At 71.9% G+C, this 22,667-nt stretch carries 23 protein-coding genes and 1 pseudogene; 13 read left to right on the top strand and 11 right to left on the bottom strand.

Annotated features, from left to right (window positions below; all coding sequences use genetic code 11):
* Positions 1-44 precede the first annotated feature (44 nt).
* Positions 45-968: a sirohydrochlorin chelatase gene (locus ACFV2S_RS15055; RefSeq protein WP_385558081.1), complete on the bottom strand. Its 924-nt coding sequence runs from the start codon at positions 966-968 to the stop codon at positions 45-47.
* Positions 969-1,111: 143 nt separating this feature from the next.
* Complete coding sequence (locus ACFV2S_RS15050; RefSeq protein WP_385558342.1) at positions 1,112-2,137, bottom strand: N-acetylglucosamine kinase; 1,026 nt, start codon at positions 2,135-2,137, stop codon at positions 1,112-1,114.
* A gap of 176 nt (positions 2,138-2,313) precedes the next feature.
* On the opposite strand from ACFV2S_RS15050, the pseudogene ACFV2S_RS15045 reads away from it, so the two are divergent.
* Both ACFV2S_RS15045 and ACFV2S_RS15040 read left to right on the top strand, forming a co-directional pair.
* Positions 2,314-3,535 (top strand): annotated as a pseudogene (locus ACFV2S_RS15045) (RNA-guided endonuclease InsQ/TnpB family protein).
* An 89-nt stretch (positions 3,536-3,624) separates the two neighbouring features.
* Positions 3,625-4,302, top strand: coding sequence for a uracil-DNA glycosylase (locus tag ACFV2S_RS15040; protein WP_385558078.1), 678 nt, complete (start codon positions 3,625-3,627; stop codon positions 4,300-4,302).
* A gap of 45 nt (positions 4,303-4,347) precedes the next feature.
* Here the strand turns inward: ACFV2S_RS15040 and ACFV2S_RS15035 are convergent, their stop codons facing one another.
* The 3 genes from ACFV2S_RS15035 to ACFV2S_RS15025 all read right to left on the bottom strand — a co-directional run bounded on the left by ACFV2S_RS15035 (position 4,348) and on the right by ACFV2S_RS15025 (position 7,341).
* Complete coding sequence (locus ACFV2S_RS15035; RefSeq protein WP_385558075.1) at positions 4,348-4,896, bottom strand: RICIN domain-containing protein; 549 nt, start codon at positions 4,894-4,896, stop codon at positions 4,348-4,350.
* 127 nt (positions 4,897-5,023) lie between these two features.
* A complete protein-coding gene (locus ACFV2S_RS15030; RefSeq protein ID WP_383793511.1) occupies positions 5,024-6,106 on the bottom strand; it encodes a WD40/YVTN/BNR-like repeat-containing protein in 1,083 nt (360 codons plus the stop codon).
* A 155-nt stretch (positions 6,107-6,261) separates the two neighbouring features.
* Positions 6,262-7,341, bottom strand: a complete 1,080-nt coding sequence (locus ACFV2S_RS15025; RefSeq protein WP_385558072.1) for an NADH:flavin oxidoreductase/NADH oxidase — start codon at positions 7,339-7,341, stop codon at positions 6,262-6,264.
* Positions 7,342-7,464: 123 nt separating this feature from the next.
* On the opposite strand from ACFV2S_RS15025, the gene ACFV2S_RS15020 reads away from it, so the two are divergent.
* Positions 7,465-7,827 carry an ArsR/SmtB family transcription factor gene (locus ACFV2S_RS15020; protein ID WP_385558069.1) on the top strand — a complete coding sequence of 121 codons (363 nt, stop codon included), beginning with the start codon at positions 7,465-7,467 and terminating at the stop codon, positions 7,825-7,827.
* A gap of 128 nt (positions 7,828-7,955) precedes the next feature.
* On the opposite strand, the gene ACFV2S_RS15015 is transcribed toward ACFV2S_RS15020, so the two are convergent.
* The gene (locus ACFV2S_RS15015) at positions 7,956-8,606 is read right to left on the bottom strand and encodes a DUF305 domain-containing protein (RefSeq protein ID WP_385558339.1); all 651 of its coding nucleotides are present in this window, start codon (positions 8,604-8,606) and stop codon (positions 7,956-7,958) included.
* 176 nt (positions 8,607-8,782) lie between these two features.
* On the opposite strand from ACFV2S_RS15015, the gene ACFV2S_RS15010 reads away from it, so the two are divergent.
* Positions 8,783-10,324, top strand: a complete 1,542-nt coding sequence (locus ACFV2S_RS15010; protein ID WP_385558066.1) for an LVIVD repeat-containing protein — start codon at positions 8,783-8,785, stop codon at positions 10,322-10,324.
* Between the two features lie 36 nt (positions 10,325-10,360).
* On the opposite strand, the gene ACFV2S_RS15005 is transcribed toward ACFV2S_RS15010, so the two are convergent.
* The 4 genes from ACFV2S_RS15005 to ACFV2S_RS14990 form a co-directional block, all read right to left on the bottom strand.
* Complete coding sequence (locus ACFV2S_RS15005; RefSeq protein WP_385558063.1) at positions 10,361-10,984, bottom strand: TetR/AcrR family transcriptional regulator; 624 nt, start codon at positions 10,982-10,984, stop codon at positions 10,361-10,363.
* Between the two features lie 129 nt (positions 10,985-11,113).
* On the bottom strand, positions 11,114-11,788 hold the full coding sequence (locus ACFV2S_RS15000) for a phosphatase PAP2 family protein (RefSeq protein WP_385558060.1): 675 nt from the start codon (positions 11,786-11,788) through the stop codon (positions 11,114-11,116).
* Positions 11,789-11,974: 186 nt separating this feature from the next.
* The gene (locus tag ACFV2S_RS14995; protein WP_385558057.1) at positions 11,975-12,910 is read right to left on the bottom strand and encodes a M56 family metallopeptidase; all 936 of its coding nucleotides are present in this window, start codon (positions 12,908-12,910) and stop codon (positions 11,975-11,977) included.
* A 139-nt stretch (positions 12,911-13,049) separates the two neighbouring features.
* Positions 13,050-13,619, bottom strand: coding sequence for a DUF5134 domain-containing protein (locus ACFV2S_RS14990; protein ID WP_385558054.1), 570 nt, complete (start codon positions 13,617-13,619; stop codon positions 13,050-13,052).
* A gap of 172 nt (positions 13,620-13,791) precedes the next feature.
* On the opposite strand from ACFV2S_RS14990, the gene ACFV2S_RS14985 reads away from it, so the two are divergent.
* The 5 genes from ACFV2S_RS14985 to ACFV2S_RS14965 all read left to right on the top strand — a co-directional run bounded on the left by ACFV2S_RS14985 (position 13,792) and on the right by ACFV2S_RS14965 (position 18,454).
* Positions 13,792-14,343, top strand: a complete 552-nt coding sequence (locus ACFV2S_RS14985) for a GNAT family N-acetyltransferase (RefSeq protein WP_383793486.1) — start codon at positions 13,792-13,794, stop codon at positions 14,341-14,343.
* 157 nt (positions 14,344-14,500) lie between these two features.
* Positions 14,501-15,907: a DUF6421 family protein gene (locus ACFV2S_RS14980; protein WP_383793483.1), complete on the top strand. Its 1,407-nt coding sequence runs from the start codon at positions 14,501-14,503 to the stop codon at positions 15,905-15,907.
* A 35-nt stretch (positions 15,908-15,942) separates the two neighbouring features.
* Entirely contained in the window at positions 15,943-16,704 is a 762-nt protein-coding gene (locus tag ACFV2S_RS14975; protein WP_385558336.1) for an SDR family NAD(P)-dependent oxidoreductase, read from the top strand.
* The gene (locus ACFV2S_RS14970) at positions 16,701-17,780 is read left to right on the top strand and encodes a threonine aldolase family protein (protein ID WP_385558050.1); all 1,080 of its coding nucleotides are present in this window, start codon (positions 16,701-16,703) and stop codon (positions 17,778-17,780) included. The genes ACFV2S_RS14975 and ACFV2S_RS14970 overlap by 4 nt, the downstream gene beginning before the upstream one ends.
* 74 nt (positions 17,781-17,854) lie before the next feature.
* A complete protein-coding gene (locus ACFV2S_RS14965; protein ID WP_385558047.1) occupies positions 17,855-18,454 on the top strand; it encodes a transglutaminase family protein in 600 nt (199 codons plus the stop codon).
* A gap of 72 nt (positions 18,455-18,526) precedes the next feature.
* On the opposite strand, the gene ACFV2S_RS14960 is transcribed toward ACFV2S_RS14965, so the two are convergent.
* Positions 18,527-19,249 (bottom strand): lysophospholipid acyltransferase family protein, encoded by a 723-nt coding sequence (locus ACFV2S_RS14960; RefSeq protein WP_383793475.1) that lies wholly within the window; start codon positions 19,247-19,249, stop codon positions 18,527-18,529.
* A gap of 223 nt (positions 19,250-19,472) precedes the next feature.
* Here ACFV2S_RS14960 and ACFV2S_RS14955 point away from each other — a divergent pair, with 223 nt between their 5' ends.
* From ACFV2S_RS14955 to ACFV2S_RS14940, 4 genes are all read left to right on the top strand, one after another.
* Entirely contained in the window at positions 19,473-19,784 is a 312-nt protein-coding gene (locus tag ACFV2S_RS14955; RefSeq protein ID WP_383793472.1) for a TlpA family protein disulfide reductase, read from the top strand.
* A 197-nt stretch (positions 19,785-19,981) separates the two neighbouring features.
* Positions 19,982-20,512 (top strand): flavin reductase family protein, encoded by a 531-nt coding sequence (locus ACFV2S_RS14950; protein ID WP_385558333.1) that lies wholly within the window; start codon positions 19,982-19,984, stop codon positions 20,510-20,512.
* Between the two features lie 200 nt (positions 20,513-20,712).
* Positions 20,713-21,498 (top strand): electron transfer flavoprotein subunit beta/FixA family protein, encoded by a 786-nt coding sequence (locus ACFV2S_RS14945; protein WP_385558043.1) that lies wholly within the window; start codon positions 20,713-20,715, stop codon positions 21,496-21,498.
* Between the two features lie 68 nt (positions 21,499-21,566).
* On the top strand, positions 21,567-22,529 hold the full coding sequence (locus ACFV2S_RS14940) for an electron transfer flavoprotein subunit alpha/FixB family protein (protein ID WP_383793466.1): 963 nt from the start codon (positions 21,567-21,569) through the stop codon (positions 22,527-22,529).
* Positions 22,530-22,667: the final 138 nt, after the last annotated feature.

Here is a 22,667-nt window from a genome sequence, read left to right as displayed (position 1 = left end):
AGGGCCCGCACCGGACACAACCGGCGCGGGCCCTTCCGTACGGCTCAGAGCGCGAGCGCGCCCTGCGGCTGCTGCGGCGGAATGCCCAGCACGGCCGTGTACTGCGAGAGCACCAGCTTGCCGATGGCCGGGTAGGCGCCCAGCGGCTCGGCGGCGGCGCACCCGGCCTCCTTCGACGCCTCGTCGAGGAGACCCTCGGCCAGCTCGGGGCCGATCAGGTACGGGGCGAGGGCCAGCTGCTCCGCGCCGGCGGCGCGCAGCTGCTCGGCCACGGAGGCGATGGAGCCCTCCTGGTCGAGCGCGGCGGCGATCACCGGGACGGCGAGGCGCGCGGCGAGCAGCATGCCGGTGATCCCGGCGGCCTGCACGGCCTCCTCGCCGCCGACCGTGGCCAGGATGATGCCGTCGGCGGCCGTCGCGACCGTGAACAGGCGGGCGCGGTCGGCGCGGGCCAGACCGGCCTCGGAGAGCCGCACGTGCAGCGCCTCGGCGAGCAGCGGGTGCGGGCCGAGGACGTCGGTCAGCTCGGCGGTGTTGCCGCCGTCCATGAGGGACTGGCGGACCTGGCGCATCTGGGCGCTGTCCGGGCCCGCGAGCAGCGGGACGACGACCGCGGACGGGCCCGTGGGGGCGGTGGCCTCGCGGCCGGCGGCCAGGGCCAGCTCGTACCGCTCGGTGCGCAGCGTGGCGGTCGCCGTGAGGACGGTCGCGAGCGACGGGTACTCCGTGTCGTCACCCTCCAGGAAGCCGATCGCGGCCTCCAGACCGGGCAGCTCGGAGCGGGCGATGCTCACGACCTCTTCGGCCAGCGAGCGTATGGCGGCGGACGGCGCGCCGGGCACGGCGAGAACCAGCGCGGGAGCGCCCTCGGGCGCCGCCGCGGGTTCGGGGCGACGGTGCCGCCCGGACTGACGGGGTCGAGGCATTCGTACAGGCAGGCCGGAAGCAGGCCCAGTGGGGGAGCTCATGGCGCCGCATGCTACTGGTTTCGCCCGCCGCGCCGTTGGCTGAGGTGCGGTCACGCGCCTTCTGCCCCTCTATGTCCGCTCTCGGTCCCGGCTTCCCTTCCGCCCCCCTCGCGCCCCCGGGCCGACGGGACCCGCTCCCGCTCCTACGCACCGTCTCCGACCTGGGCGGACGGTCCGGCCGAGGCCGGTCCGGCGCCGAACAGGCGGAGCAGCGCGGGGTCTTCGGGCAGCCGCAGGGTGCCGGTGGCGAGCGCGGAGGCCAGGGCGACCGCCCCGGCCAGCGGATCGCCCGCCGGAGCCACCGGCCGCGCGGTCGGCAGCAACTCCCCGAGAGCGGCCCGCAAGGGGGCCAGGAGCGGCTCGCCCATCCTGAAGAGTCCCCCGGTCAGCGCCACCGCCGCGCCGGGCTCCGCGGGGCACGCGGCCTCGGCGGCCTCGGCGATGTGCCTGCCGGCCCGCGCCAGGATCCCGGCCGCCACGGGGTCCGCGGCGGCGCAGTCCCCCACCTCGGGCGCGAACGAGGCGAGCACGGCGGGCCGGTCCGTGCGCGGGTAGAGCACGCCCGCGAGACCGGCCGCGGGCCCGAAGAGCTTCTCGGCGCGCGCCAGGAGCGCCTCCGAGCCCCCGCGCCGTCCGTCGTGCGCGCGCATCGCCGCCTCAAGACCGGCCCGCCCGATCCAGGCGCCGCTGCCGCAGTCGCCGAGCAGATGCCCCCAGCCGTCGGCCCGCCGCCAGGACGTCAGATCCGTGCCGAGCGCGATCAGACCCGTACCGCCCGCGACCACGACACCCGGCCGCTGTCCCAGCGCCCCGGCGTACGCGGTGACCGCGTCCGCCGCGAGGACGAGCCGGCGCACGCCCCACGCCTCCGCGAAGGCGCCCGGCAGCCCGGCCCGCAGCTCGTCCCCGAGGGTCGCCATCCCGGCGGCCCCCACGGCCACGGCGACGACCGGCCGCCCGGGGAAGGGCTCCCCGAGGGCCCGCACGGCGGGCAGGACCTGCTCCAGGAAATGCCCGGCGGAGATCCCTCCCGGCCCGGTGCGCACGGGCTCGCGCGAGACGCGGTCGGCGAGGACCCTTCCCCCCACGGCCTCGGCGAGGGCGACCCGGATCCCCGACCCACCGGAGTCCACACCGACGACAAGACCGTCCGAGTGCTCGTTCACCAGGTACCTCCCGGAGGCGCCCCGGCCTTGAGGCAGGGAGGAATCGCGTACCTGCGGATCGGGGCAGTGGCGGTTGTTTCGACGTCAAGGCGGGGCATTGTATTCCGGTTGTGGTGGCGTTTCATGACTTCGCGAGGAATCCCCCGGCAACCGTCCGTCACTCTGGTGGGGTTGAGTTCATGGCGACGGAGACGCAGGCGAAGGATGTCGGGCATGCCCGGTGGAGCTTCCGGCTGCGTGTGTCTTCCACGGCCCGTGCCGCCCTGATGACTGAGTGGGATCGGTGCCGGTGGATCTGGAACGAGGCCGTCGCGAAGTCCCGGGCCGTGCACCTGCACAACAAGCTCACGGGAGACAGGCGGACGTGCGGCCCGGCGCAGCTCGACAGAATGCTGACCGACGCCCGCAGAGGCTCCGCTTGGCTGCGTGAGGGCTCCTCGGTTCCCCAGCAACAGCTCGTGCGCGATTTCGGCAAGGCTCGGGCCAGGGCACACAAGGACATCAAGGACCGATTGCCCGTGCATCGGCGGTCCGGGATGCCACGGTGGAAGAAGAAGCGCGAGGCGCTGCCGAGCCTCAACTACACCCGGCGTGGTTTCCGGTTGAAGGACGGCCGTCTGTACCTGGTAGGCGGCATCGTCCTGACGGTGGTGTGGTCGCGGGATCTCCCCGGCCGAGCCGTCCAGCGTGCGCGTCCACCAGGACGGTACAGGGGCCTGGTACGCGTCCTTCGTCGTACCTGCCCAGGTACTGCCCCTGCCGGAGACCGGCCGTGTGATCGGGATCGACTGGGGCGTGAAGGAGACCGCGACCACCACCTCCGACGCTCACGACCTTCCCCACGCCCAGCACGGCAAGACAGCGGCGCAGAAGCTCGCCCGCTACCAGCGGATGATGGCGAGGCGTAAGCCGGCGAGAGGTAAGTCCGGCTCGAACCGCTACAAAGCCGCCAAACAGCAGGCCGCGAAGCTGCACAGGAAGGTTGCCCGGCAACGGCAGGACGGGGCTCGTAAGTGGGCCAAGAAAGTCGTTCGCGACCATGACGCCGTGGCCGTCGAGGACTTCCGGCCGAAATTCCTCGCGAAGACCACCATGGCCCGCAAGGCGGCGGACGCCGCGATCGGTGTCACCAAGGCGGCACTGATCGAGCAGGCTCGCAAGCACGGCCGCGCCGTGCACCTGGTGCACCCTGCGCACACCACGATGGACTGCGCGCAGTGCGGAGCGAGAACCAAGCACGCACTCCCGCTCTCCGAGCGAACGTATACCTGCACCGCGTGCGGAGCCGTGTCTCCCAGGGACAAGAACTCCGCGCGCGTGATGCTGGTCCGGGCTGGTCTCGCCCCGGCTGGTGCCGATCGCGGAAGCCCGGGTGGGGCGCTGCCCCGTCCGGCAGCGTGAGCCAGGAATTCCCGAGGCGGCCCTTGAGCGTGAGCACTCTCTCTGGCCGGTAGGGAAGGATTCAATGTAGGCCGGTAGAGTGACGGATCGTGACAGCGCGACCCTTGAACGAACTGGTGGAGCCCGGCTGGGCGGAGGCTCTGGGGCCCGTCGCGGGGCGTGTCGCCGCGATGGGCGACTTCCTGCGGGCGGAGATCGCCGCCGGCCGGACGTACCTGCCCTCCGGGCCGAACGTGCTGCGGGCCTTCCAGCAGCCGTTCGACGAGGTGCGGGTCCTGATCGTGGGTCAGGATCCCTATCACACGCCGGGGATGCCGATGGGGCTCAGCTTCTCGGTCGCGCCCGAGGTGCGCTCGCTGCCGCCCAGCCTGGAGAACATCTTCCGGGAGCTGCACACCGACCTCGGTCTGCCCCGGCCGTCGAACGGTGATCTGACGCCGTGGACCCGCCAGGGCGTCCTGCTCCTCAACAGGGCGCTGACCACCGCCCCGCGCAAGGCGGGCGCGCACCGGGGCAAGGGCTGGGAAGAGGTCACGGAGCAGGCCATGCGCGCGCTGGCCGCCCGGGGCAAGCCCCTGGTGTCGATCCTGTGGGGCAGTGACGCCCGCAGGGCCCGCCCGCTCCTCGGCAACCTGCCGGCGGTCGAGTCGTCGCACCCGTCGCCGATGTCGGCGGACCGGGGCTTCTTCGGCTCCCGCCCGTTCAGCCGGGCGAACGAGATGCTCCTGAGCCAGGGCGCCCAGCCGGTGGACTGGCGTCTGCCCTGATGTCGCGGAGGGGCGCCGGACACGGCCCGGCGCCCCGGAAGCGGGTCAGACCCGCTTGAAGTAGAAGTTCTGGTTGGAGTTGGTCCGGTACGTGCAGTCCCACAGCCGTGCCGGGGCGCCGTTGTCGGTGCGCCAGTCCGCGATCTCCAGGCACTTGCTCGACGCGTAGGTGAAGTCCGGGTAGATCTGGCCCGAGTTGCCGTACCAGGTCTGGTTGGCGCCGTAGTGGCAGTCCCACTGGTCGGCCAGGGCGCCGTTGTAGGTGGCCCAGTCCTTGATCTCCAGGCACCTGCCGCTGTTCAGGTTCTTGTACCAGTAGGGGCCGGTCGAGGAGCCGGGCGCGGAGTACCGCTCCCACTTCTGGTTCTTTCCGCCGGTGCACTCCCACTGGCGGACGGCGGCGCCGTTGTTCACGCTCCAGTCGGCGACCTCCAGGCACTTGTTGGAGGTGTGCAGGGGCCTGAGCTCGAAGGTGCCGTCGTAGACGAGGTCCTGGGCCTGGGCGGGCGCGGCCGTGAATCCGAAGAGCATGCCGATGGCGGCCGCGAGCACGAGCAGGCCGCGGCGGGCGTGGGAGAAGAGGCTGAGCTTCATGGTCCTCTGCAATCAGGAAGGCCCCGGCCGTCGGCCGGGAGAGCGGCCCCATGATCGCATGACGGTGCGAACGAACTCCCTTCTCTTTACGGGTCATTGAGCAGATCGCGCGGAATGCGGAATTCCGTCAGATCACGGCCGCCCGCACGCACAGCACGTCCGGCAGGTGCTCCGCCAGGAGCTGCCAGCTGTCCCCGTCGTCGGCACTCGCGTACAGCTCGCCGTTCCGGTTGCCGAAGTAGACGCCCGCCGGGTCCGCGTCGTCCGTGCAGAGCGCGTCCCGCAGCACCGTGCCGTAGTGGTCGCCCTCGGGCAGCCCCCGGCTCAGCGGCTCCCAGGTCCCGCCCGCGTCCGTCGTGCGGTAGACGCGGCAGCGGTGCCCCGCGGGCACCCGGTCGGAGTCGGCGGTGATGGGGAAGACGTAGGCGGTGTCCGGGCGGTGGGGGTGCGCGGCGATCGCGAACCCGAAGTCGGACGGGAGCCCGGAGCCGATGTCGGTCCAGGTCGCTCCCGCGTCGTCGCTGCGGAAGACGCCCCAGTGGTTCTGGAGGTAGAGCCGGTCCCGGTCGCTCGCGTCCTGGGCGATCTTGTGGACGCACTGTCCGAACTCGGGATGCGGGTCGGGCAGGAAGACGGCCGACACCCCCTCGTTCGAGGGCGCCCAGGCGGCCCCGCCGTCCCGCGAGCGGAAGACCCCGGCGGTCGACACCGCGACGGTCAGCGCCTCCGGGTCGCGGGGGTCGGTGACGACGGTGTGCACGGCCTCGCCGCCCCCGCCGGGCACCCACTTCGAGCGCGTGGGGTGTTCCCAGAGCGGGCGCACCAGCTCGAAGGACTCGCCGCCGTCCGCCGACCGGAAGAGCGCCGCCGGCTCGGTCCCCGCGTACACGACGTCGGGGGAGTGCTCCGGTGCCGGGTGCAGCTGCCAGACGCGCTCCAGGGAGGCGCCGGTGTCCTCGGGGAACCTCACCGCGGGCCGGGCGGGCTCGGTCCAGGTCTTCCCGAGGTCGTCGGAGTGGAAGACGGAGGGGCCCCAGTGGGCGCTGTCCCCTCCCACGAGGAGCCGTGGGGCCGGCCGCCGGGTGTCGACGGCGACGGAGTACACCGCCTGCGCGGGGAAGGAGGGATCGTCGAACTCCCACCGTCCGTCGTGCCTGCGGCCGATGAAGAGGCCCTTGCGGGTGCCTACGGTGAGGAGTACGTCGGGCATGACTGCCACCTCCAGGACGCCGTTGTCGCGGATACGGGCCAGTCTGCACCCGGCCACTGACAACGGCCCCCGGAGACACTCCGGGCCCGGCGCCGACCCCCGGAGACACGCCGGGCCTGTGCGTCCCGGCCGCGCCGGCCCGTCCGGCCGTGCTGTCAGATCGCCCAGGCGTACTGCGACGGGGCGGGGATCCGCGCACCCAGCTCGCGGGCGGCGCGGCGCGGCCAGGAGGCGTCGCGCAGCAGCTCGCGGCCGAGCAGGACCGCGTCGGCCTCGCCGTTCGCGAGGATCTTCTCGGCCTGCCCGCTCTCGGTGATCAGACCGACCGCGGCGACGGGCAGTCCGGTCTCCGCCCTGACCCGCGCGGCGAAGGGCACCTGGTAGCCGGGGCCCACCGGGATCCGGGCCGGTCCGCCGTTGCCGCCGGTGGACACGTCCAGGAGGTCGACGCCGTGCTCGCGCAGGAGTGCGGCGAACCGTACGGTCTCGTCGGCCGTCCAGCCCTGCTCCTCCAGCCAGTCGGTGGCGGAGATCCGGAAGAAGAGGGGCAGTTCCTCGGGCCAGACGGCCCGCACCGCGTCGACGACCTCCAGGGCGAGCCGGGTGCGGTTCTCGAACGAGCCGCCGTAGGCGTCCGTGCGGTGGTTGCTGTGCGGGGAGAGGAACTCGCCGATGAGGTAGCCGTGGGCGCCGTGCACCTCCAGGACCTCGAAGCCGGCCGCGAGGGCGCGCCGGGCCGCGTCGGCGAACTGTCCGGTGATCTCCTGGATGCCCTCCACGGTCAGCTCGGTCGGCACGGGGTGGCCCTCGGCGAACTCGACCGGGCTGGGGCCGACGGGCTGCCAGCCCTCGGACGCGTCGACCGGGCCGCGGCCCTCCCAGGGGCGGTCGGTGGAGGCCTTGCGGCCGGCGTGCCCGATCTGGATGCCGGGCACGGTGCCGTGCTCCTTGAGGAATCCGGAGATCCGGCGCAGTCCCTCGATCTGGGTGTCGTTCCAGAGACCGAGGTCCGCCGGGCTGATGCGGCCCTCGGGGGAGACGGCGGTCGCCTCGACGAGGATGAGTCCGGCACCTCCGGTGGCGCGGGAGGCGTAGTGGGCGAAGTGCCAGTCGCCGGCGACCCCGGCGTGCGGTCCGGTCGTCTCCGCCGAGTACTGGCACATGGGCGCCATCCAGACCCGGTTGGGCACGGTGAGGGACCGCAGGGTGTAGGGCTCGAACAGGGCGACGCTCATGACGGACTCCGTTTCGGGATGCCTCGAAGGTGTTCGTACGATACTCATCGTAGTACGGCACCTGTCAAACTACGAGAGCTCTCGTACAATGGGCGGCATCCCGGATGAAGTGGAGCCGCCGCCATGACGACCACCACCAGCCCGCGCGTCCTCGAACACCCCGCGCGCGACCAGATCCGCCTCGAAGAGGTGCTGCACGCCCTCTCGGACGCCGTGCGCCTGCGGATCGTGCAGGACCTGGCGCGCGAGGAGACCGAACTGAGCTGCTCGTACTTCGACCTGCCGGTCACCAAGTCCACGACCACGCACCACTTCCGGGTGCTCCGCGAGAGCGGGGTCATCCAGCAGATGTACCGGGGCACGGCCAAGCTCAACTGCCTGCGCAGGAGCGACCTCGACGCCCTCTTCCCCGGTCTCCTCGACTCCGTCCTGGCCGCCGCGGGCGCCCAGGACGGCCGCGGGGGAGAGGCGGCCGGGACCGTCTGACGCCCGTGTGGGGGGAGACGGCCGAGCCGGCCGACGGCCGCGAAGGGGAGGTGCCCGGGGCGGCCTGGCGGCCATGAGGGGGGAGGCGGCCCGGGGATCGCCGCCCCCCTGGGGGTCGGTCCTCCGTCCTACAGGGAGCGCATCCGGTTGATCTCCGAGGTCTGCTGGGCGATCACGTCGTTCGCCATCTCCTCCACGAGGACGTTGTTCCCCTGGCTCAGCACCTCGGCGGCCATCGTCACGGCGCCCTCGTGGTGCTTGATCATGAGCTTCAGGAAGAGCTCGTCGAAGGCTCGGCCCTTCGCGCTCCTCAGTTCGGCCAGCTGAGCCTCGGTCGCCATGCCCGGCATCGAGTGATGGTCGTGGGCGCCCTGTTCGCGCGGACCACCGTTGTTTTTCAGCCAACCTTCCATCGCGTCGATCTCCGGCCGCTGCGCCGCCGCGATCCGTTCCGCGACCTTCCTCACCTGAGGCGAGGACGCCCGCGCCGGGGCCAGCTCCGTCATCGTCAGGGCCTGCCGGTGGTGCACGATCATCATCTGCGCGTACCGGAAGTCGGCGCCGTTCGGGCTCTCGTCGGGGAGCAGCCGGGCGGCCTCCTCCGGGGATATCCGCCGGGCCGGTTCACCGGGCTTGCCCGGTGCCACCACCGAGGGCGCGGTCGAGGCGCCGGCCCGCGGCGCGTCCTGGCCGGACCCCGACTCGCAGGCGCCCAGGGCGAGTACGGCGACGGCGGACAGGGCCGCGAGGGCGACGGCACGCTGACGGCGGATCAACAACGCGACCTCCAGATGTTTTTGCAAGGACAGTGACCGTTCCTAGCACTTTTCTCGCGGGGACCGATCAAAAACCTTCATTACGTCTGTGTTGCCATCTGTTGAGATGTGCACGCCACGGAAGATACTGCCGGGGTCCCACACCCGTTCACAGACGAACGGATACCAGGGAGGACGGAGTGACTTCGTTGCGTACCCCGCGTACCACGTCCGACACGCGTGAACCGCGTGCCCGGTTCAGACGCCTGGGCGTGGCATCCGCCGCGGCCGGACTGCTGGCCACACTGCTCGCGGCAGGCCCCGCGGCCGCCACCCCCGACCCCGGAGACGCCGTTCCCGCGCAGGGTGCGGTCTCCTCGCAGCAGGCTGCCGATGCGCGCTCCGCCATCCGGAGCGGCGAGATACCCGGCGTGGACGAGATCGTCCACAGCAAGAACATCGAGCACCTCGCGAACGTCCCCAAGGACGCCCTCCAGAGCCTCAACACGGACCTGGCGTTCCAGGGCAAGTACGCGTTCGCCGGCAATTACGACGGCTTCCGCATCTACGACATCAGCAACCCGAAGGCCCCGAAGACCGTCGCGCAGGTCCTCTGCCCGGGATCCCAGAACGACATCTCGGTCTCCGGGAACCTCCTCTTCCTGTCCACCGACTCCTCCCGCAGCGACAACTCGTGCGCCAGCACGACGCAGCCCGCCTCGGTGAAGGAATCGTGGGAGGGCATGAAGATCTTCGACATCAGCGACATCGCCAACCCGAAGTACGTCGCCGCCGTCGAGACCGCCTGCGGTTCGCACACCCACACGATCCTGCCCAAGGGCAAGAACGTGTACGTGTACGTCTCCTCGTACTCGCCCAACGCGGCCTTCCCCGACTGCCAGCCCCCGCACGACGGCATCTCCGTCATCAAGGTGCCGCGCAAGGCGCCCGAGAAGGCGGCGGTCGTCAACTTCCCCGTCCTCTTCCCGGGCGAGGGTCCGGACGGCGGCGGCAACCCGGGCTCGCCCACCAACCCGGGCGTCTCCAAGACCACCGGCTGCCACGACATCACCGTGCTGCCGGAGAAGGACCTCGCGGCCGGCGCCTGCATGGGTGACGGCATCCTCTTCGACATCAAGGACCCCGAGCACCCCCGGGTGATCGACCAGGTCCAGGACAACGTCAACTTCGCGTTCTGGCACTCCGCGACCTTCAATCAGAAGGCCGACAAGGTCGTCTTCACCGACGAGCTCGGCGGCGGCGGTGCCGCCACCTGCAACGCCGTGATCGGCCCGAACCGCGGCGCCGACGGCATCTACGACATCGTCGGCAAGGGAGACAAGCGCAAGCTCGTCTTCCGCAGCTACTTCAAGATCCCGCGCCACCAGGCCGACACCGAGAACTGCGTCGCCCACAACGGCTCGCTGATCCCGGTCAAGGGCAAGGACCTCATGGTCCAGGCCTGGTACCAGGGCGGCGTCTCCGTCTGGGACTTCACGGACTCCTCCGCCCCGAAGGAGATCGCCTACTTCGAGCGCGGTCCGCTGTCGGCCACCACCGTCGCGACCGGCGGATCGTGGTCCGCGTACTACTACAACGGCCACATCTACTCGAACGACATCGCGAAGGGCTTCGACGTCCTGAAGCTCTCCGACCGCCGTACGGACCCGGCGAAGCGGATCCGGATGGACGAGCTCAACGTCCAGACCCAGCCGGACTACTTCGACGACTTCAAGCACTGACCACGCGGTGCCGACCGTCAGGCACTGATCACCGTCTCATGATCGCGGCGCGCCGTCGGGCGGACCCCCGTCCGGCGGCGCGCCGGCCTCCCAGTCGAGCCCGTACCGCTGGAACAGCTCCCACCGCAGGCGCGCCGGCGGCATCGGGGCCCCCGGCAGGAGCGCCGCCACCACCGAGCCCATCAACAGGGCGCGCAGCATCGGGTAGTCCGTGTCCACGTCCGCGGAGCCGTACCGCGTGACGGTGTCCCGCAGCAGGAACGCCAGGCGCTGCTGCTCCTCGCACTGCACGAACCCGTCGGCCTGCAGGATGCCCGCCATGTGGGTCCGCATCAGGGTGGGCCGCGTCACCGCGAGCCCCAGGATCGCGTCGATCGCCCGGGCGAGGCGCTCGCGGCCGTCCTCCGTGTGCGGCTCCCGTTCGAGCGCCTCCTCCAGGGTGAGGTGCATCAGCCGGTGCACCGCCGCCTGGAGCAGCACGTGCTTGCCGGGGAAGTAGTACGAGATCAGCCCCCGAGCCGTCCCGGCCCGCTCCGCTATGTCGCCGAGCGTCGTCGCCTCGTATCCGCGGGCGTCGACGAGCTCCACGGTGGCCTGGAGGATGCGCTCCCGCGACCTGCGCCGGAGCTCTTCATTGACCGATGGGCTACGCGGGGACATGCTGGACTCCTGCGTTGACTGGCTGCCGGCCAATATACTCGGCGCATCCCGTCGGCATGCCCGTGTGGCATACCGCCGGGGATGCCGTCTGTTCTGGGCGACACGGGGGATCGTCCAGAACAGGCGGCTTCATCGGCTTCCTCCCATTCTGCTCCCACCGCTCCCGTCACCGGAGCGGTCCCCGTCCGGTGCGGTCCGCCGGTACGTGAGCACCGCCACGGCGACGCAGCACCAGCCGACCAGCCACCCCTCGACGACGTCCGAGGGCCAGTGCACGCCCAGGTAGACCCGCGTCCACCCGACCCCGAGCACCGAGACGGCCGCCGCGCCCGCGAGCGTGCCCCAGCCGCGCCACTCCTCCCGCCAGTGCAGGGCGAGGACCCAGAGCAGCAGCCCGCAGGTGACCGTCGCCGTCATCGCGTGCCCGGAGGGGAAGGCGGCGTACCGCGCGGAGTCGACCGGGTCGGTCCACTGTGGCCGGTCCCGCCCCACCAGCGCCTTGAGGGCCTGCTGGAGCCCGACCGCCAGCAGGCTCGTCCCGGCCATCCACAGCGCCGTCCGCCGCTCCCGCCGCCACCACAGCAGCACCACGGCGACGGCGGCCAGGGCGCGCATCGTCCACGGGTCCCACACCCAGTCGGAGAGGATCCGGTTGACGTGCGTGAACCCCGGGTGGGCGAGGGCACTGCGATGGAGCGCGTCGGCGACCGAGCGGTCGAGCGAGAGCAGCGGTGGCCACCCCGCGGCGACGAGCACGAGCAGGAGCACGGCCAGGGCTCCGGAGATCACGGCGGAGGTGCGCATCCCCCGATCCTGCCCGACGGCCCGCGCCGCGCCGCCGTCCCCGGGTCCGCCGCGCGCCGCGCCCCCGACGGGCCCGCCGCCGCTCCGGTCCCCGCCGGCGGTCGCGGCCACGTCCGTCGCCCGGTCCCTGCCGGAGGTCCCGGCGCGCGTGCGGGCCGCGGCCGTCGCGCGTCCTCGCACCCGCCGTCAGCCCAGCGCGCGGAGTGCCGGGACGAAGGCCACGAGCACCGGGACCACGGGGACCAGGGACGCCGCCGCCGTCAGCCGGAGGCGGCGCCCGGCGGTGAGCCGCGGTGCCGCCGTGAGCAGTCGGTTCACCCGCTGGGGAAGGTCCGCGGCGGGGGCCGGGCCCGGGCCGAACACGCCCCGGTCCTCGTTCAGTTCGACCAGGGCGAGGGCGATCGTCAGCCGGCCGAAGCGGCGCGAGGCCACGTCGTCGGCGGCCAGCTCCACCAGGCGGTGCATCTCCTCGCGGAAGGCCGCGAAGACCGGGATCCCCGGGAATCCGGCGGCCAGCGCCCCCGAGCTGTGCAGCAGCCAGTCGTGCCGGGCGCGGGCGTGGCCCTGCTCGTGCGCCAGGACCGCGTCCAGCTGGCGCCCCTTCAGCCGCCGCAGCGCCGCGGTCGTGATGACCAGCTGGGGCGTGGCGCCCGCCATCCACCAGGCGTGCGCCCGTTCGCCCTCCAGGACGACGAGCCGCTCGCTGCCCGGCAGCTCCCCGGGCATCAGGGGCGCGCGGACCAGCAGCTCGCAGTGCCGCTGCCTGCGCCGGGCCCGGGCGAGACCGATCTCGCGGCCCAGCATCGCGCCGGACCAGAGCCCGCCGGCCGCGAGGACCACCGCGAGGACCGCGGACCAGGGACCGGACGTGCCGAGCTCGTAGGCGTCGACCACGGCGCGCGGCGCGCCCGCGAAGACCTGTCCCCGGACGGCCTGCCAGGAGGCGGAGGCGCTGAACGTCATGGAGAGCGCGAAGCTCAGCAGTACGGCGGCCACCACGCACTGCCACACCCACAGGGCCACCACGGGTTCTCGCTCGGCCCAGTCGGCCCGGGACAGCAGCCGGGGGGCCGCGAGGGCGGTCAGGACGCCGAGCAGGAACAGCGCGAGGGAGACCCACATGCCGTCACCCTATGAGGGCGGTACTCGCCGGGGGTATGGGCGCGTCCGTCAAGTGACGTACGCCACGGTTTGGTTGGCCGGAAGCCGCTGCCGCCGGACCGGATCCCGTGGGGCCGCCCGTGTCCGGGTGCGCGCGGCCTCACAGGGTCACCAGCATCGCCAGCATCGCCAGGGCCATGGAGAGCCGGCAGGCGAGCGTCAGCTCCGGCCGGGTCGCCCAGGCGGGCCCCGGTCCGCCCGCGCTCGCCGCCACCGGCACGAGCCGCGTCCCCGCGCGCAGCACGTACGCCATGTAGTAGAGGAGGAGCCCGCCCGTGAGCAGGGGTATGCCTCCCGCCGGCCCCATGGCCCCGGCCGTGTGCCCCGCGTGCGCCCCCGCCGCGCCGGGGGCCGCCATCGCCACCGCCATGTAGACCATGGCGAGCGAGCCGACCAGGTGGTGCAGATGCTGACCGCCGTGCCGGAGCGCCAGGAGTCCGTGCAGCGTCGCCGCGCCGAACACCGTCGCGTACACCGCCCAGCTCCAGTGCGGGGGGCTGAGGGCGGCTGCGGGCAGGGCCATGAGGGCCATGCCGAAGCCCATCACCGCCTCGCCGCCCGCGGCCCGCCGCTCCTCGCCGACGCAGGCGCGCATCCGCAGCAGGCAGTAGACGCCCGTCGCCGCGCACAGCGCGACCAGCAGCCACCCGGTCAGGGCCGCTCCGTGCACGGGCACACCTCCCCTTGGACGCCGTCCCCTCCCGGTGAATGCCCGCCGGCCGGGCGCCGCACGCGGGCGCACGGGCGCGCACGGGTGTACGAGGGGAGTGAAGGGGCGCGCGCGTTAGGCTCGGGACGATCGCGCACGCCGATCGTCAGCACCCGAGGGGAGCCCCACACACATGGACACCGCCACGTCCCAGGAGACCGGCCGGATCAGCTACCGCGAAGCGGTCCTCGACGACGTCCCGGCGCTCGTCCCGCTCGTGGAGTCGGCCTACCGGGGCGACGCCAGCCGCGGCGGCTGGACGACGGAGGCGGACATCCTCCAGGGGCAGCGCACCGACCCGGAGGGCGTGGCCGCGGTCATCGAGGCCCCCGGCAGCCGGCTCCTGGTCGTCGAGCGCGACGGTGAGCTCGTCGCCTGCTGCCAGCTGGAGCACCGGGGGGAGGCGGCCTACTTCGGCATGTTCGCGGTGCGGCCCGAGCTCCAGGGCGCGGGCCTCGGCAAGCGGATCATCGCGGAGGCGGAGCGCCGGGTGCGCGAGCTGTGGGACGCGCGCGAGATGCACATGACGGTGATCTCGGTGCGCGAGGAGCTGATCGCCTGGTACGAGCGGCGCGGCTACCGGCGCACGGGCCGGATGACCCCGTTCCCGTACGGCGACGAGCGCTTCGGCCTGCCCCAGCGCGACGACCTGGAGTTCGAGCTGCTGATCAAGCCGCTGGACTGATCCGCACGGCGGAAGAGTGGCTTCACCCCTGGTGCGCAGGAAAACTTTCTGTCGCCAGGGGGGTCGCACAGGATAATTTCCCTTGCCTCCCCTTGTGGGAATCAGGCGTCAATGGTTACGTTGTCTTGACGCGAGGTTCTCCTGTGGAGGAAGAGGCATGACGGAAATTCTTGTGCAGGACACGACCGGTGGGGGGATATCCACCGACGCCCCTGTGATCGACCACCCGGCCTGGGCCGAGCTCAAGAATGCCGTGGAGGAGATCCGTCCCTGGCAGCGCCCGGACGGCTCCATCGACTTCGAGGCCGAGGACGCCCCCGCCCGCGCGCTCGCCGAGCTGACCGTGGACCGCCTGGTCGCGGCCGTCGAGCAGCTCTCCCCGCTCCTCCCGCACGACGCCGCGTACCACCGCGCCCTCGTCGCGGACCTGCGCCACTGGGTCGAGGGCGGCTTCGCGGTGCCGGACTTCCTGGACTCGCTCATGGAGTTCCACCCGGCCGCCGGCCGCGCCGACGGGCTCCAGCACCTCGTGCTCTTCCCGATGTACACGCAGAACGGCAACCCGGACCGCAACTTCGAGGCCGTCGTGCTCCGCATGGTCTGGCCGGAGTGGCTCTCCGAGCTGGAGCGCACCCGCTACGACAACCCGGGCTTCTGCGGCATCACCTTCGAGGACTTCACCGCCGGGTACGACACCAACTCGGCCGTCCTCTTCCCCGAGACCGTCGCCGTCCGCGAGGTCCCGGAGCGCTTCACCTGGGGCGGCATCTTCTGCGACCGCGAGGCCGCGCGCTTCCGCAAGGTCACCGAGGCGGCCGTCGACACCCTCGGCGTGAAGCTCCCCGAGGACATCGCCGTCATGCTCGGCGACCAGAAGCGCTGCGAGCAGGCCTTCGCGCTCTGGGACCTGGTCCACGACCGCGCCCACAGCCGCGGCGACCTGCCCTTCGACCCCTTCATGATCAAGCAGCGCCAGCCCTTCTGGATGTACGGCCTGGAGGAGCTCCGCTGCGACCTCACCGCCTTCAAGGAGGCCGTGAAGCTGGAGGCCGAGGGCAACGCGCACGGCCGTGACGTGCAGTACGCCGTCCTCTTCGACCGGATGTTCCGGTTCCCGCTCACCGGCGACCGCAACCGCAACTACGACGGTCTGGGCGGCCAGCTCCTCTTCGCGTACCTCCACAAGAACGACGTGGTGCGCTGGACGGACAACATCCTCACGATCGACTGGGAGCGGGCCCCGGAGGTCACCAACCGCCTCTGCTCCGAGATCGAGACCCTGTACCGCGACGGCATCGACCGCCCGAAGCTGGTCCACTGGTTCAAGGCGTACGAGTTCGTCTCCGGCTACCTCGCCCCGCACCCGGGATCGAAGTGGGCCAAGGGTCCCGACGCCCTCGACCTCTCGCTGCCGCCCCGCAAGCTCGTCGACGACGTGCTTCCGGACGAGTTTCCGCTCAGCATGTTCTTTGAGGCCCTCGCCAAGAGGCTGAAGGGCGTGATCGCCGACACCAAGGGCATCACCGCCGCCGACGTCCCGAGCACCGAGCGGGCCGCCGCGTGAGCGACCTCACCGAGAACACCGAGGAGGCGTCGCCCATGATCTCCAACGGAAACGGCGGACCGCTCGACGGCGCCGTCATCGCGGTCGCCGGCGCGGCCGGACCCGCGGGCCGGGCCACGCTGCTGCGGCTCGCCGAGGCCGGCGCCACGGTCGTCGGCTCCGACGCCGACCCGGCGCGCCTCGCGGAGGCCGTCGACGCCGCCCGCTACGCGCACGGCGGGGCCAAGGTCGTCGGCGACACCGTCGACCTCCTCGACCTGGATGCCACGCGCGACTGGGCGGCGAAGACCGAGAAGGAGTTCGGCCGGATCGACGGCCTGGTCCACCTCGTCGGCGGCTGGCGCGGTGCCCCGTCCTTCACCGAGTCCGACCTCAAGGACTGGGACTTCCTGGAGAAGCTCCTGATCCGCACGGTCCAGCACACCTCGCTCGCCTTCCACGACGGGCTGCTGCGCGCCGGCGGGCGCGGCCGGTACGCCCTGATCAGCCAGTCCGGCGCCCACAAGCCGGTCGCCAACAACGCCGCGTACAACGCGGGCAAGGCGGCCGCCGAGGCCTGGACCCTCGCCATGGCCGACTCCTTCCGCAAGCTGGGGGGCGACGAAGGCCCGCAGGCGGCGGCTGCCATCCTGGTGATCAAGGCATTGGTGCACGACGCCATGCGCGCCGAACGCCCCAACGCGAAGTTCGCGGGCTTCACCGACGTCAAGGACCTGGCCGAGGAGATCGCCGGGCTCTGGGACAAGCCCGCCCAGGAAGTGAATGGACAGCGTCTGTGGCTGACCCCCAAGCCGTGACCGCGGCACTCGGCCCCAGGACCGACGCACGTCGTCACCACGACCCGTCGGTCCGGGGCTTCGCCAGCGACAACTACGCCGGCGCACACCCCGAGGTCCTCGCGGCCCTCGCCCTCGCCAACGAAGGCCACCAGGTCGCCTACGGCGAGGACCAGTACACCGATCACCTCCAGCGGATCATGCACAGCCACTTCGGCTCCTCCGCCGAGGCGTTCCCGGTCTTCAACGGGACCGGGGCGAACGTGACCGCCCTCCAGGCGCTCACCGACCGCTGGGGCGCCGTCATCTGCGCCGAGAGCGCCCACATCAACGTGGACGAGGGCGGCGCGCCGGAGCGGATGGGCGGCCTCAAGCTGCTCACCGTCCCCACCCCGGACGGCAAGCTCACCCCCGAGCTGATCGACCGGCAGGCCTGGGGCTGGGAGGACGAGCACCGGGCCATGCCCCAGGTCGTCTCGATCACCCAGAACACGGAGCTCGGCACCGTCTACACGGTGGAGGAGATCCGGGCGATCGTCGAGCACGCCCACGCCAAGGGCATGAAGGTGCACCTCGACGGGGCCCGGATCGCCAACGCGGCCGCCTCGCTCGACGTGCCGATGCGCGCGTTCACGAACGCGGTCGGCGTGGACGTGATCTCGTACGGCGGGACGAAGAACGGCATGCTCTTCGGCGAGGCCGTCGTCGTCCTCAACCCCGACGCGGTCAGCCACATGAAGCACCTGCGCAAGCTGTCCATGCAGCTCGCCTCGAAGATGCGCTTCGTGTCGGTGCAGCTGGAGGCCCTCCTCGCGAAGGACCTGTGGCTGCGCAACGCCCGCCACGCCAACGCGATGGCCCGCCGCCTCGCGGCCGGGGTGCGCGAGGTCGACGGGGTGGAGATCCTCTACCCGGTGCAGGCCAACGCGGTCTTCGCCCGCCTCCCGCACGAGGTGAGCCGACGCCTGCAGGAACGGTTCCGCTTCTACTTCTGGGACGAGGCCGCCGGCGATGTCCGCTGGATGTGCGCCTTCGACACCACGGAGGACGACGTGGACGCCTTCCTCCAGGCCCTGAAGGAAGAGCTGGCCCGCTAGCACGCGGTGTATGAATATGCGGCCGGACGGAAAGTCATTGACTCCGTCCGGCCGTCTTCATAGGGTCGCTCCGCATGGAACTCATCCAACAGAGCCCCGACATCAAGGCCTATCTCGCGGTGGGCGAGGCTGTCGATCATGACCATCCGCTCGTCAGGAGCGTGTCCGAACGCCTCGCCGCCGACCACCCCGACGCATACTCATACGCCGAGGCGGCCTACACCTTCGTCCGGGACACCATCCCGCACTCCATGGACTCCGGCGACCCGCGCGTCACCTGGCGCGCCTCGGACGTCCTGGAGCGGCGCACCGGCATCTGCTACGCCAAGTCCATCGCCTACGCGGCGCTGCTGCGAGCCCGCGGCATCCCCGCCGCCCTCTGCTACCAGCGGCTCACCGAGGACGACGGCTCGGACCCGGTGATCCACGGCCTGGTCGCCGTCCTGCTGCCCGGCGAACGCGCCTGGGCCCGTCAGGACGTGCGGGGGAACAAGCCGGGCGTCGACGCCCGGTTCTCCCTGGGAGAGGAGCGGCTGGCCTGGCCCGTACGGCCCGAGCTGGGGGAGGTGGACCACCCCGAGCTGTACGCGGAGCCGCACCCGGCCGTCCTGGCCGCCCTGAAGGCCGCGCCGGACCGCGCGTCCCTCGAACGGACGCTGCCCGCAGGGCTCTGAACCGGCCGGCAGTGCCGGGACGGCTTCGAGGCGGCTCCTAGGCCGGTTTGGGACGGCTCCGAGGGAGCTGCGTCAGCCGGCTTCCTTCACCTGTGCCGGCGTCGGAGCCGTACCGCCGAGGTGCGCGGGCACCCACCAGGTGTCGCTCGCGTCCTTCGGGCGCACCGGGTAGGCGCGCTGGGCGGCCTCCAGGAGCTCCTGGACGCGCTCGCGCAGCCGCCGGGTGATGGCGCCCGCGTACTGGTCGGCGGGGGCCTCCACGGGCTCGCCGACGCGGATCGTCACCGGGATGTGGCTCCGCCTGAAGTTCCGGGGCCGGCCCTTCGTCCACAGCCGCTGGGTGCCCCACAGCGCCATCGGGATCAGCGGGACGCCCGCCTCCTGCGCCAGGCGCGCGGCACCCGTCTTGAAGCTCTTGAGCGTGAAGGACTGGGAGATGGTCGCCTCGGGGAAGACGCCGATGATCTCCCCGGCGCGCAGCGACTCCAGGGCGTGCTGGTACGCGTGCTCGCCCGCGGCGCGGTCCACCGGGATGTGCTTCATGCCGCGCATGAGCGGTCCCGAGATCTTGTGCTTGAAGACGGAGTCCTTCGCCATGAAGCGCACCAGGCGCTTCTGCGGCAGCGTGGCGAGACCGGTGAAGATGAAGTCCAGATAGCTGATGTGGTTGCTCACGAGCACGGCGCCGCCCGTCCGGGGGATGTGCTCCGAACCCTGGGTGTCGATCTTCAGGTCGAGCGCCTTGAACAGGGTCAGCGCGGCACCGACGACCGGTCGATAGACGAGTTCTGCCATCGGAGAGGAACCTCTTCTTCAGGCGCCCGGAGCGGGTTCTCCCGGCGAAGTTACGCGGCCGTAGGTTTTCGGCTTTGGGCAGATCGTGCCCCATGTGGGGCCCCGTGACCAGTCCAGACGGCTTCGTACAGGGAGATTCTCGTCACTCGCGGTGGCCGTGGCGGGAATCGATCGGCGGCGCCGGGTGCTGCACCGGGGGAACGGACGAGTGAAGGGGAGTGGCATGACCGAGGTCCTGGGTCCGGAGGCGCTCGGCGCCGCACTGGGGGAGCGGGCCACCCTCGTCCAGTTCTCGACGGCGTTCTGCCAGCCCTGCCGGGCCACCCGCCGCACCCTCGCCGAGGTCGCCGCGATGGTTCCGGGCGTGGGGCACGTGGAGATCGACGCCGAGGAGCGGCTCGACCTGGTGCGGGAGCTCGGCATCGTCCGGACCCCCACGGTCCTCGTCCTCGACGCCGCCGGGCGCGTCGTCCGCCGGGCCGCCGGACAGCCCCGCAGGGCGGACGTCATCGCCGCTCTCGGCCGGGCGGTCTGACGCCGTGACACTTCTCCCACATCCCGGTACGCACTTGACTGCACCGTCCACCGATCGTCACCCTTGCGGGGTGCCCATAGAACTCCTTCTCTACGGCCGGGCCCACGTGGACCTGGCCCGCAACGCGAGCGCGCGCTGTCCGGGTGTCTGACCACCCCAGGACTCCTCTCATGACGCCCTCGCAGAAGGACAACTCCATGACGGTCACTCCGGACCTCCAGCTCAGCACGGTTCCCACGATCGGCGCACCCCGGCAGGCCTCACCCGATCTGCTCCGCTCCGTCTTCCGCCGGCACGCGGCCGGAGTCGCGGTCATCACCGCGCACGGCGAACGCCCCGTCGGCTTCACCGCGACCTCGCTCAACTCCGTGGCCGCCGAACCCCCGCTGATCTCCTTCGGGGTGGGTACGACCTCCTCCAGCTGGCCCGTCGTCTCCGAGGCCGAACACATCGGCGTGCACATACTCGGCGAGCACCAGCAGGAGCTCGCGGCCACCTTCGCGCGCAGCGGCGCCGACCGCTTCGGCGAGGGCACCCGCTGGAGCCTCGGCCCCGAGGGCGTGCCCGTGCTCGACGGCGTCCTCGCCTGGCTGGTCTGCCGCGTGGTGGCCCGGGTGCCCGCGGGGGACCACCGGATCGTCATCGCGCAGGCGGTCGCCGGGGACCCGGACGGAGCCGGCCGGCCGCTCCTCTACCACCACGGCCGCTTCAACGCGCTGCGCGACTGAGAGTTCCCGTGCGCGCCGCTCTCCGCGCGTTGGCAAGGTCACATGGCTGAGCGCTTGCTCAGCGGTAACGAACTGGGTGTACTGGCGAGTAATATTCGGGTCGGGGCGTCAGGCGCCCCGACCGGAAACCCGCCCTTCAGGCGCCTATGCTGCGAGCAACAAGGCAGCCCAGTTATGACCGATGCAGTAGGAGAGCCGGCGTGAGCTTGAGGATCGTTGTCTGTGTGAAGTACGTGCCCGACGCCACCGGCGACCGGCACTTCGCCGATGACCTGACCGTCGACCGCGACGACGTCGACGGCCTTCTGTCGGAGCTCGACGAGTACGCCGTCGAGCAGGCCCTGCAGATCGCCGAAGAGGCCGACGACGCCGAGGTCACCGTGCTCACGGTCGGCCCCGAGGACGCCAAGGACGCGCTGCGCAAGGCGCTCTCCATGGGCGCCGACAAGGCCGTCCACGTCGAGGACGACGACCTGCACGGCACCGACGTCATGGGCACCTCGCTCGTGCTCGCCAAGGCCATCGAGAAGGTCGGCTACGACGTCGTCATCGCCGGCATGGCCTCCACCGACGGCACCATGGGCGTCCTGCCGGCGATCCTCGCCGAGCGCCTGGGCGTCCCGCAGGTCACGCTGCTCTCCGAGGTCAAGATCGACGGCGGCGTCGTGACCGGTCGCCGTGACGGCGACACCGCCTCCGAGCAGCTGGAGGCCTCGCTTCCGGCCGTCGTCTCGGTGACGGACCAGTCGGGCGAGGCCCGCTACCCGTCCTTCAAGGGCATCATGGCCGCGAAGAAGAAGCCGGTCGAGTCCCTGGACCTGGAGGACCTGGAGATCGACGCCGACGAGGTCGGCCTCGAGGGCGCCTGGACCGCGGTCGACTCCGCCGCCGAGCGTCCGGCGCGCACCGCGGGCACGATCGTCAAGGACGAGGGCGAGGGCGGCAAGCAGCTGGCCGAGTTCCTCGCGAGCCAGAAGTTCATCTAAGGGCTCGCGCGAACCGCGTCCGTTCCCCTCAGACCGCCCCTTTTCCGTTCGCAGGAGATTGAAGTCCCATGGCTGACATCCTCGTCTACGTCGACCACGTCGACGGAGCCGTCCGCAAGCCCACCCTGGAGCTGCTGACCCTCGCCCGCCGCATCGGCGACCCGGTCGCCGTCGCGCTGGGCAACGGCGCCGCCGACACCGCCGCCGCGCTCGCCGAGCACGGCGCCGTCAAGGTCCTCACCGCCGACGCCCCCGAGTTCGCCGAGTACCTCGTCGTCCCGAAGGTCGACGCGCTCCAGGCCGCCGTCGCCGCCGTCTCCCCGGCCGCCGTGCTCGTCCCGTCCTCCGCCGAGGGCAAGGAGATCGCCGCCCGCCTCGCGGTCCGCATCGGCTCCGGCATCATCACCGACGCCGTGGACCTGGAGGCCGGTGACGAGGGCCCGGTCGCGACGCAGTCCGCGTTCGCCGCCTCCTTCACCACCAAGTCCCGTGTCTCCAAGGGCACCCCGGTCATCACGGTCAAGCCGAACTCGGCCCCCGTCGAGGCCGCCCCGGCCGCCGGCGCCGTCGAGGCCCTCGAGGTCTCCTTCGGCGCGCTGGCCACCGGCACCAAGGTCACCGCGCGCACCCCGCGCGAGTCGACCGGCCGCCCGGAGCTGACCGAGGCCGCGATCGTGGTCTCCGGCGGCCGCGGCGTCAACGGCGCCGAGAACTTCGCGGTCATCGAGGCGCTCGCCGACTCGCTCGGTGCCGCCGTCGGCGCCTCCCGCGCCGCCGTCGACGCCGGCTGGTACCCGCACTCGAACCAGGTCGGCCAGACCGGCAAGTCGGTCTCGCCGCAGCTGTACATCGCCTCTGGCATCTCCGGCGCGATCCAGCACCGCGCGGGCATGCAGACCTCGAAGACCATCGTCGCGATCAACAAGGACGCCGAGGCTCCGATCTTCGACCTGGTCGACTACGGCGTCGTCGGCGACCTGTTCGACGTCGTCCCGCAGCTCACCGAAGAGGTCAAGACCCGCAAGGGCTGATGACCTGCGGTTCTGTCGGTCCCGGGGGGGGGGGGGGGGGGGGGGGGCCGGGGGGGGCCCCCCCGGTTGGGGGAAACAAATATGCCAGGGCCCGCGGCGAGACCGAAGATGGAAGGGGTAGTGTTTTTAGAGGGTTAG

Origin of the sequence: Streptomyces sp. NPDC059695 (assembly GCF_042733785.1) — a bacterium.
In the GTDB taxonomy this organism is placed as follows: Bacteria; Actinomycetota; Actinomycetes; order Streptomycetales; family Streptomycetaceae; genus Streptomyces.
This window is presented reverse-complemented; position numbering and strand designations above follow the sequence as displayed.

Coding starts and splice junctions, on each gene's coding strand:
- ACFV2S_RS15025 (WP_385558072.1), bottom strand. CDS start 7,341: ATGAGCGTCGCCCTGTTCGAGCCCTACACCCTGCGGTCCCTCACCGTG.
- ACFV2S_RS15035 (WP_385558075.1), bottom strand. CDS start 4,896: ATGAAGCTCAGCCTCTTCTCCCACGCCCGCCGCGGCCTGCTCGTGCTC.
- ACFV2S_RS14975 (WP_385558336.1), top strand. CDS start 15,943: ATGATCTCCAACGGAAACGGCGGACCGCTCGACGGCGCCGTCATCGCG.
- ACFV2S_RS14960 (WP_383793475.1), bottom strand. CDS start 19,249: ATGGCAGAACTCGTCTATCGACCGGTCGTCGGTGCCGCGCTGACCCTG.
- ACFV2S_RS14980 (WP_383793483.1), top strand. CDS start 14,501: ATGACGGAAATTCTTGTGCAGGACACGACCGGTGGGGGGATATCCACC.
- ACFV2S_RS14940 (WP_383793466.1), top strand. CDS start 21,567: ATGGCTGACATCCTCGTCTACGTCGACCACGTCGACGGAGCCGTCCGC.
- ACFV2S_RS15055 (WP_385558081.1), bottom strand. CDS start 968: ATGAGCTCCCCCACTGGGCCTGCTTCCGGCCTGCCTGTACGAATGCCT.
- ACFV2S_RS14985 (WP_383793486.1), top strand. CDS start 13,792: ATGGACACCGCCACGTCCCAGGAGACCGGCCGGATCAGCTACCGCGAA.
- ACFV2S_RS15000 (WP_385558060.1), bottom strand. CDS start 11,788: ATGCGCACCTCCGCCGTGATCTCCGGAGCCCTGGCCGTGCTCCTGCTC.
- ACFV2S_RS15005 (WP_385558063.1), bottom strand. CDS start 10,984: ATGTCCCCGCGTAGCCCATCGGTCAATGAAGAGCTCCGGCGCAGGTCG.
- ACFV2S_RS15030 (WP_383793511.1), bottom strand. CDS start 6,106: ATGCCCGACGTACTCCTCACCGTAGGCACCCGCAAGGGCCTCTTCATC.
- ACFV2S_RS15020 (WP_385558069.1), top strand. CDS start 7,465: ATGACGACCACCACCAGCCCGCGCGTCCTCGAACACCCCGCGCGCGAC.
- ACFV2S_RS14950 (WP_385558333.1), top strand. CDS start 19,982: ATGACGGTCACTCCGGACCTCCAGCTCAGCACGGTTCCCACGATCGGC.
- ACFV2S_RS14995 (WP_385558057.1), bottom strand. CDS start 12,910: ATGTGGGTCTCCCTCGCGCTGTTCCTGCTCGGCGTCCTGACCGCCCTC.
- ACFV2S_RS14955 (WP_383793472.1), top strand. CDS start 19,473: ATGACCGAGGTCCTGGGTCCGGAGGCGCTCGGCGCCGCACTGGGGGAG.
- ACFV2S_RS14965 (WP_385558047.1), top strand. CDS start 17,855: ATGGAACTCATCCAACAGAGCCCCGACATCAAGGCCTATCTCGCGGTG.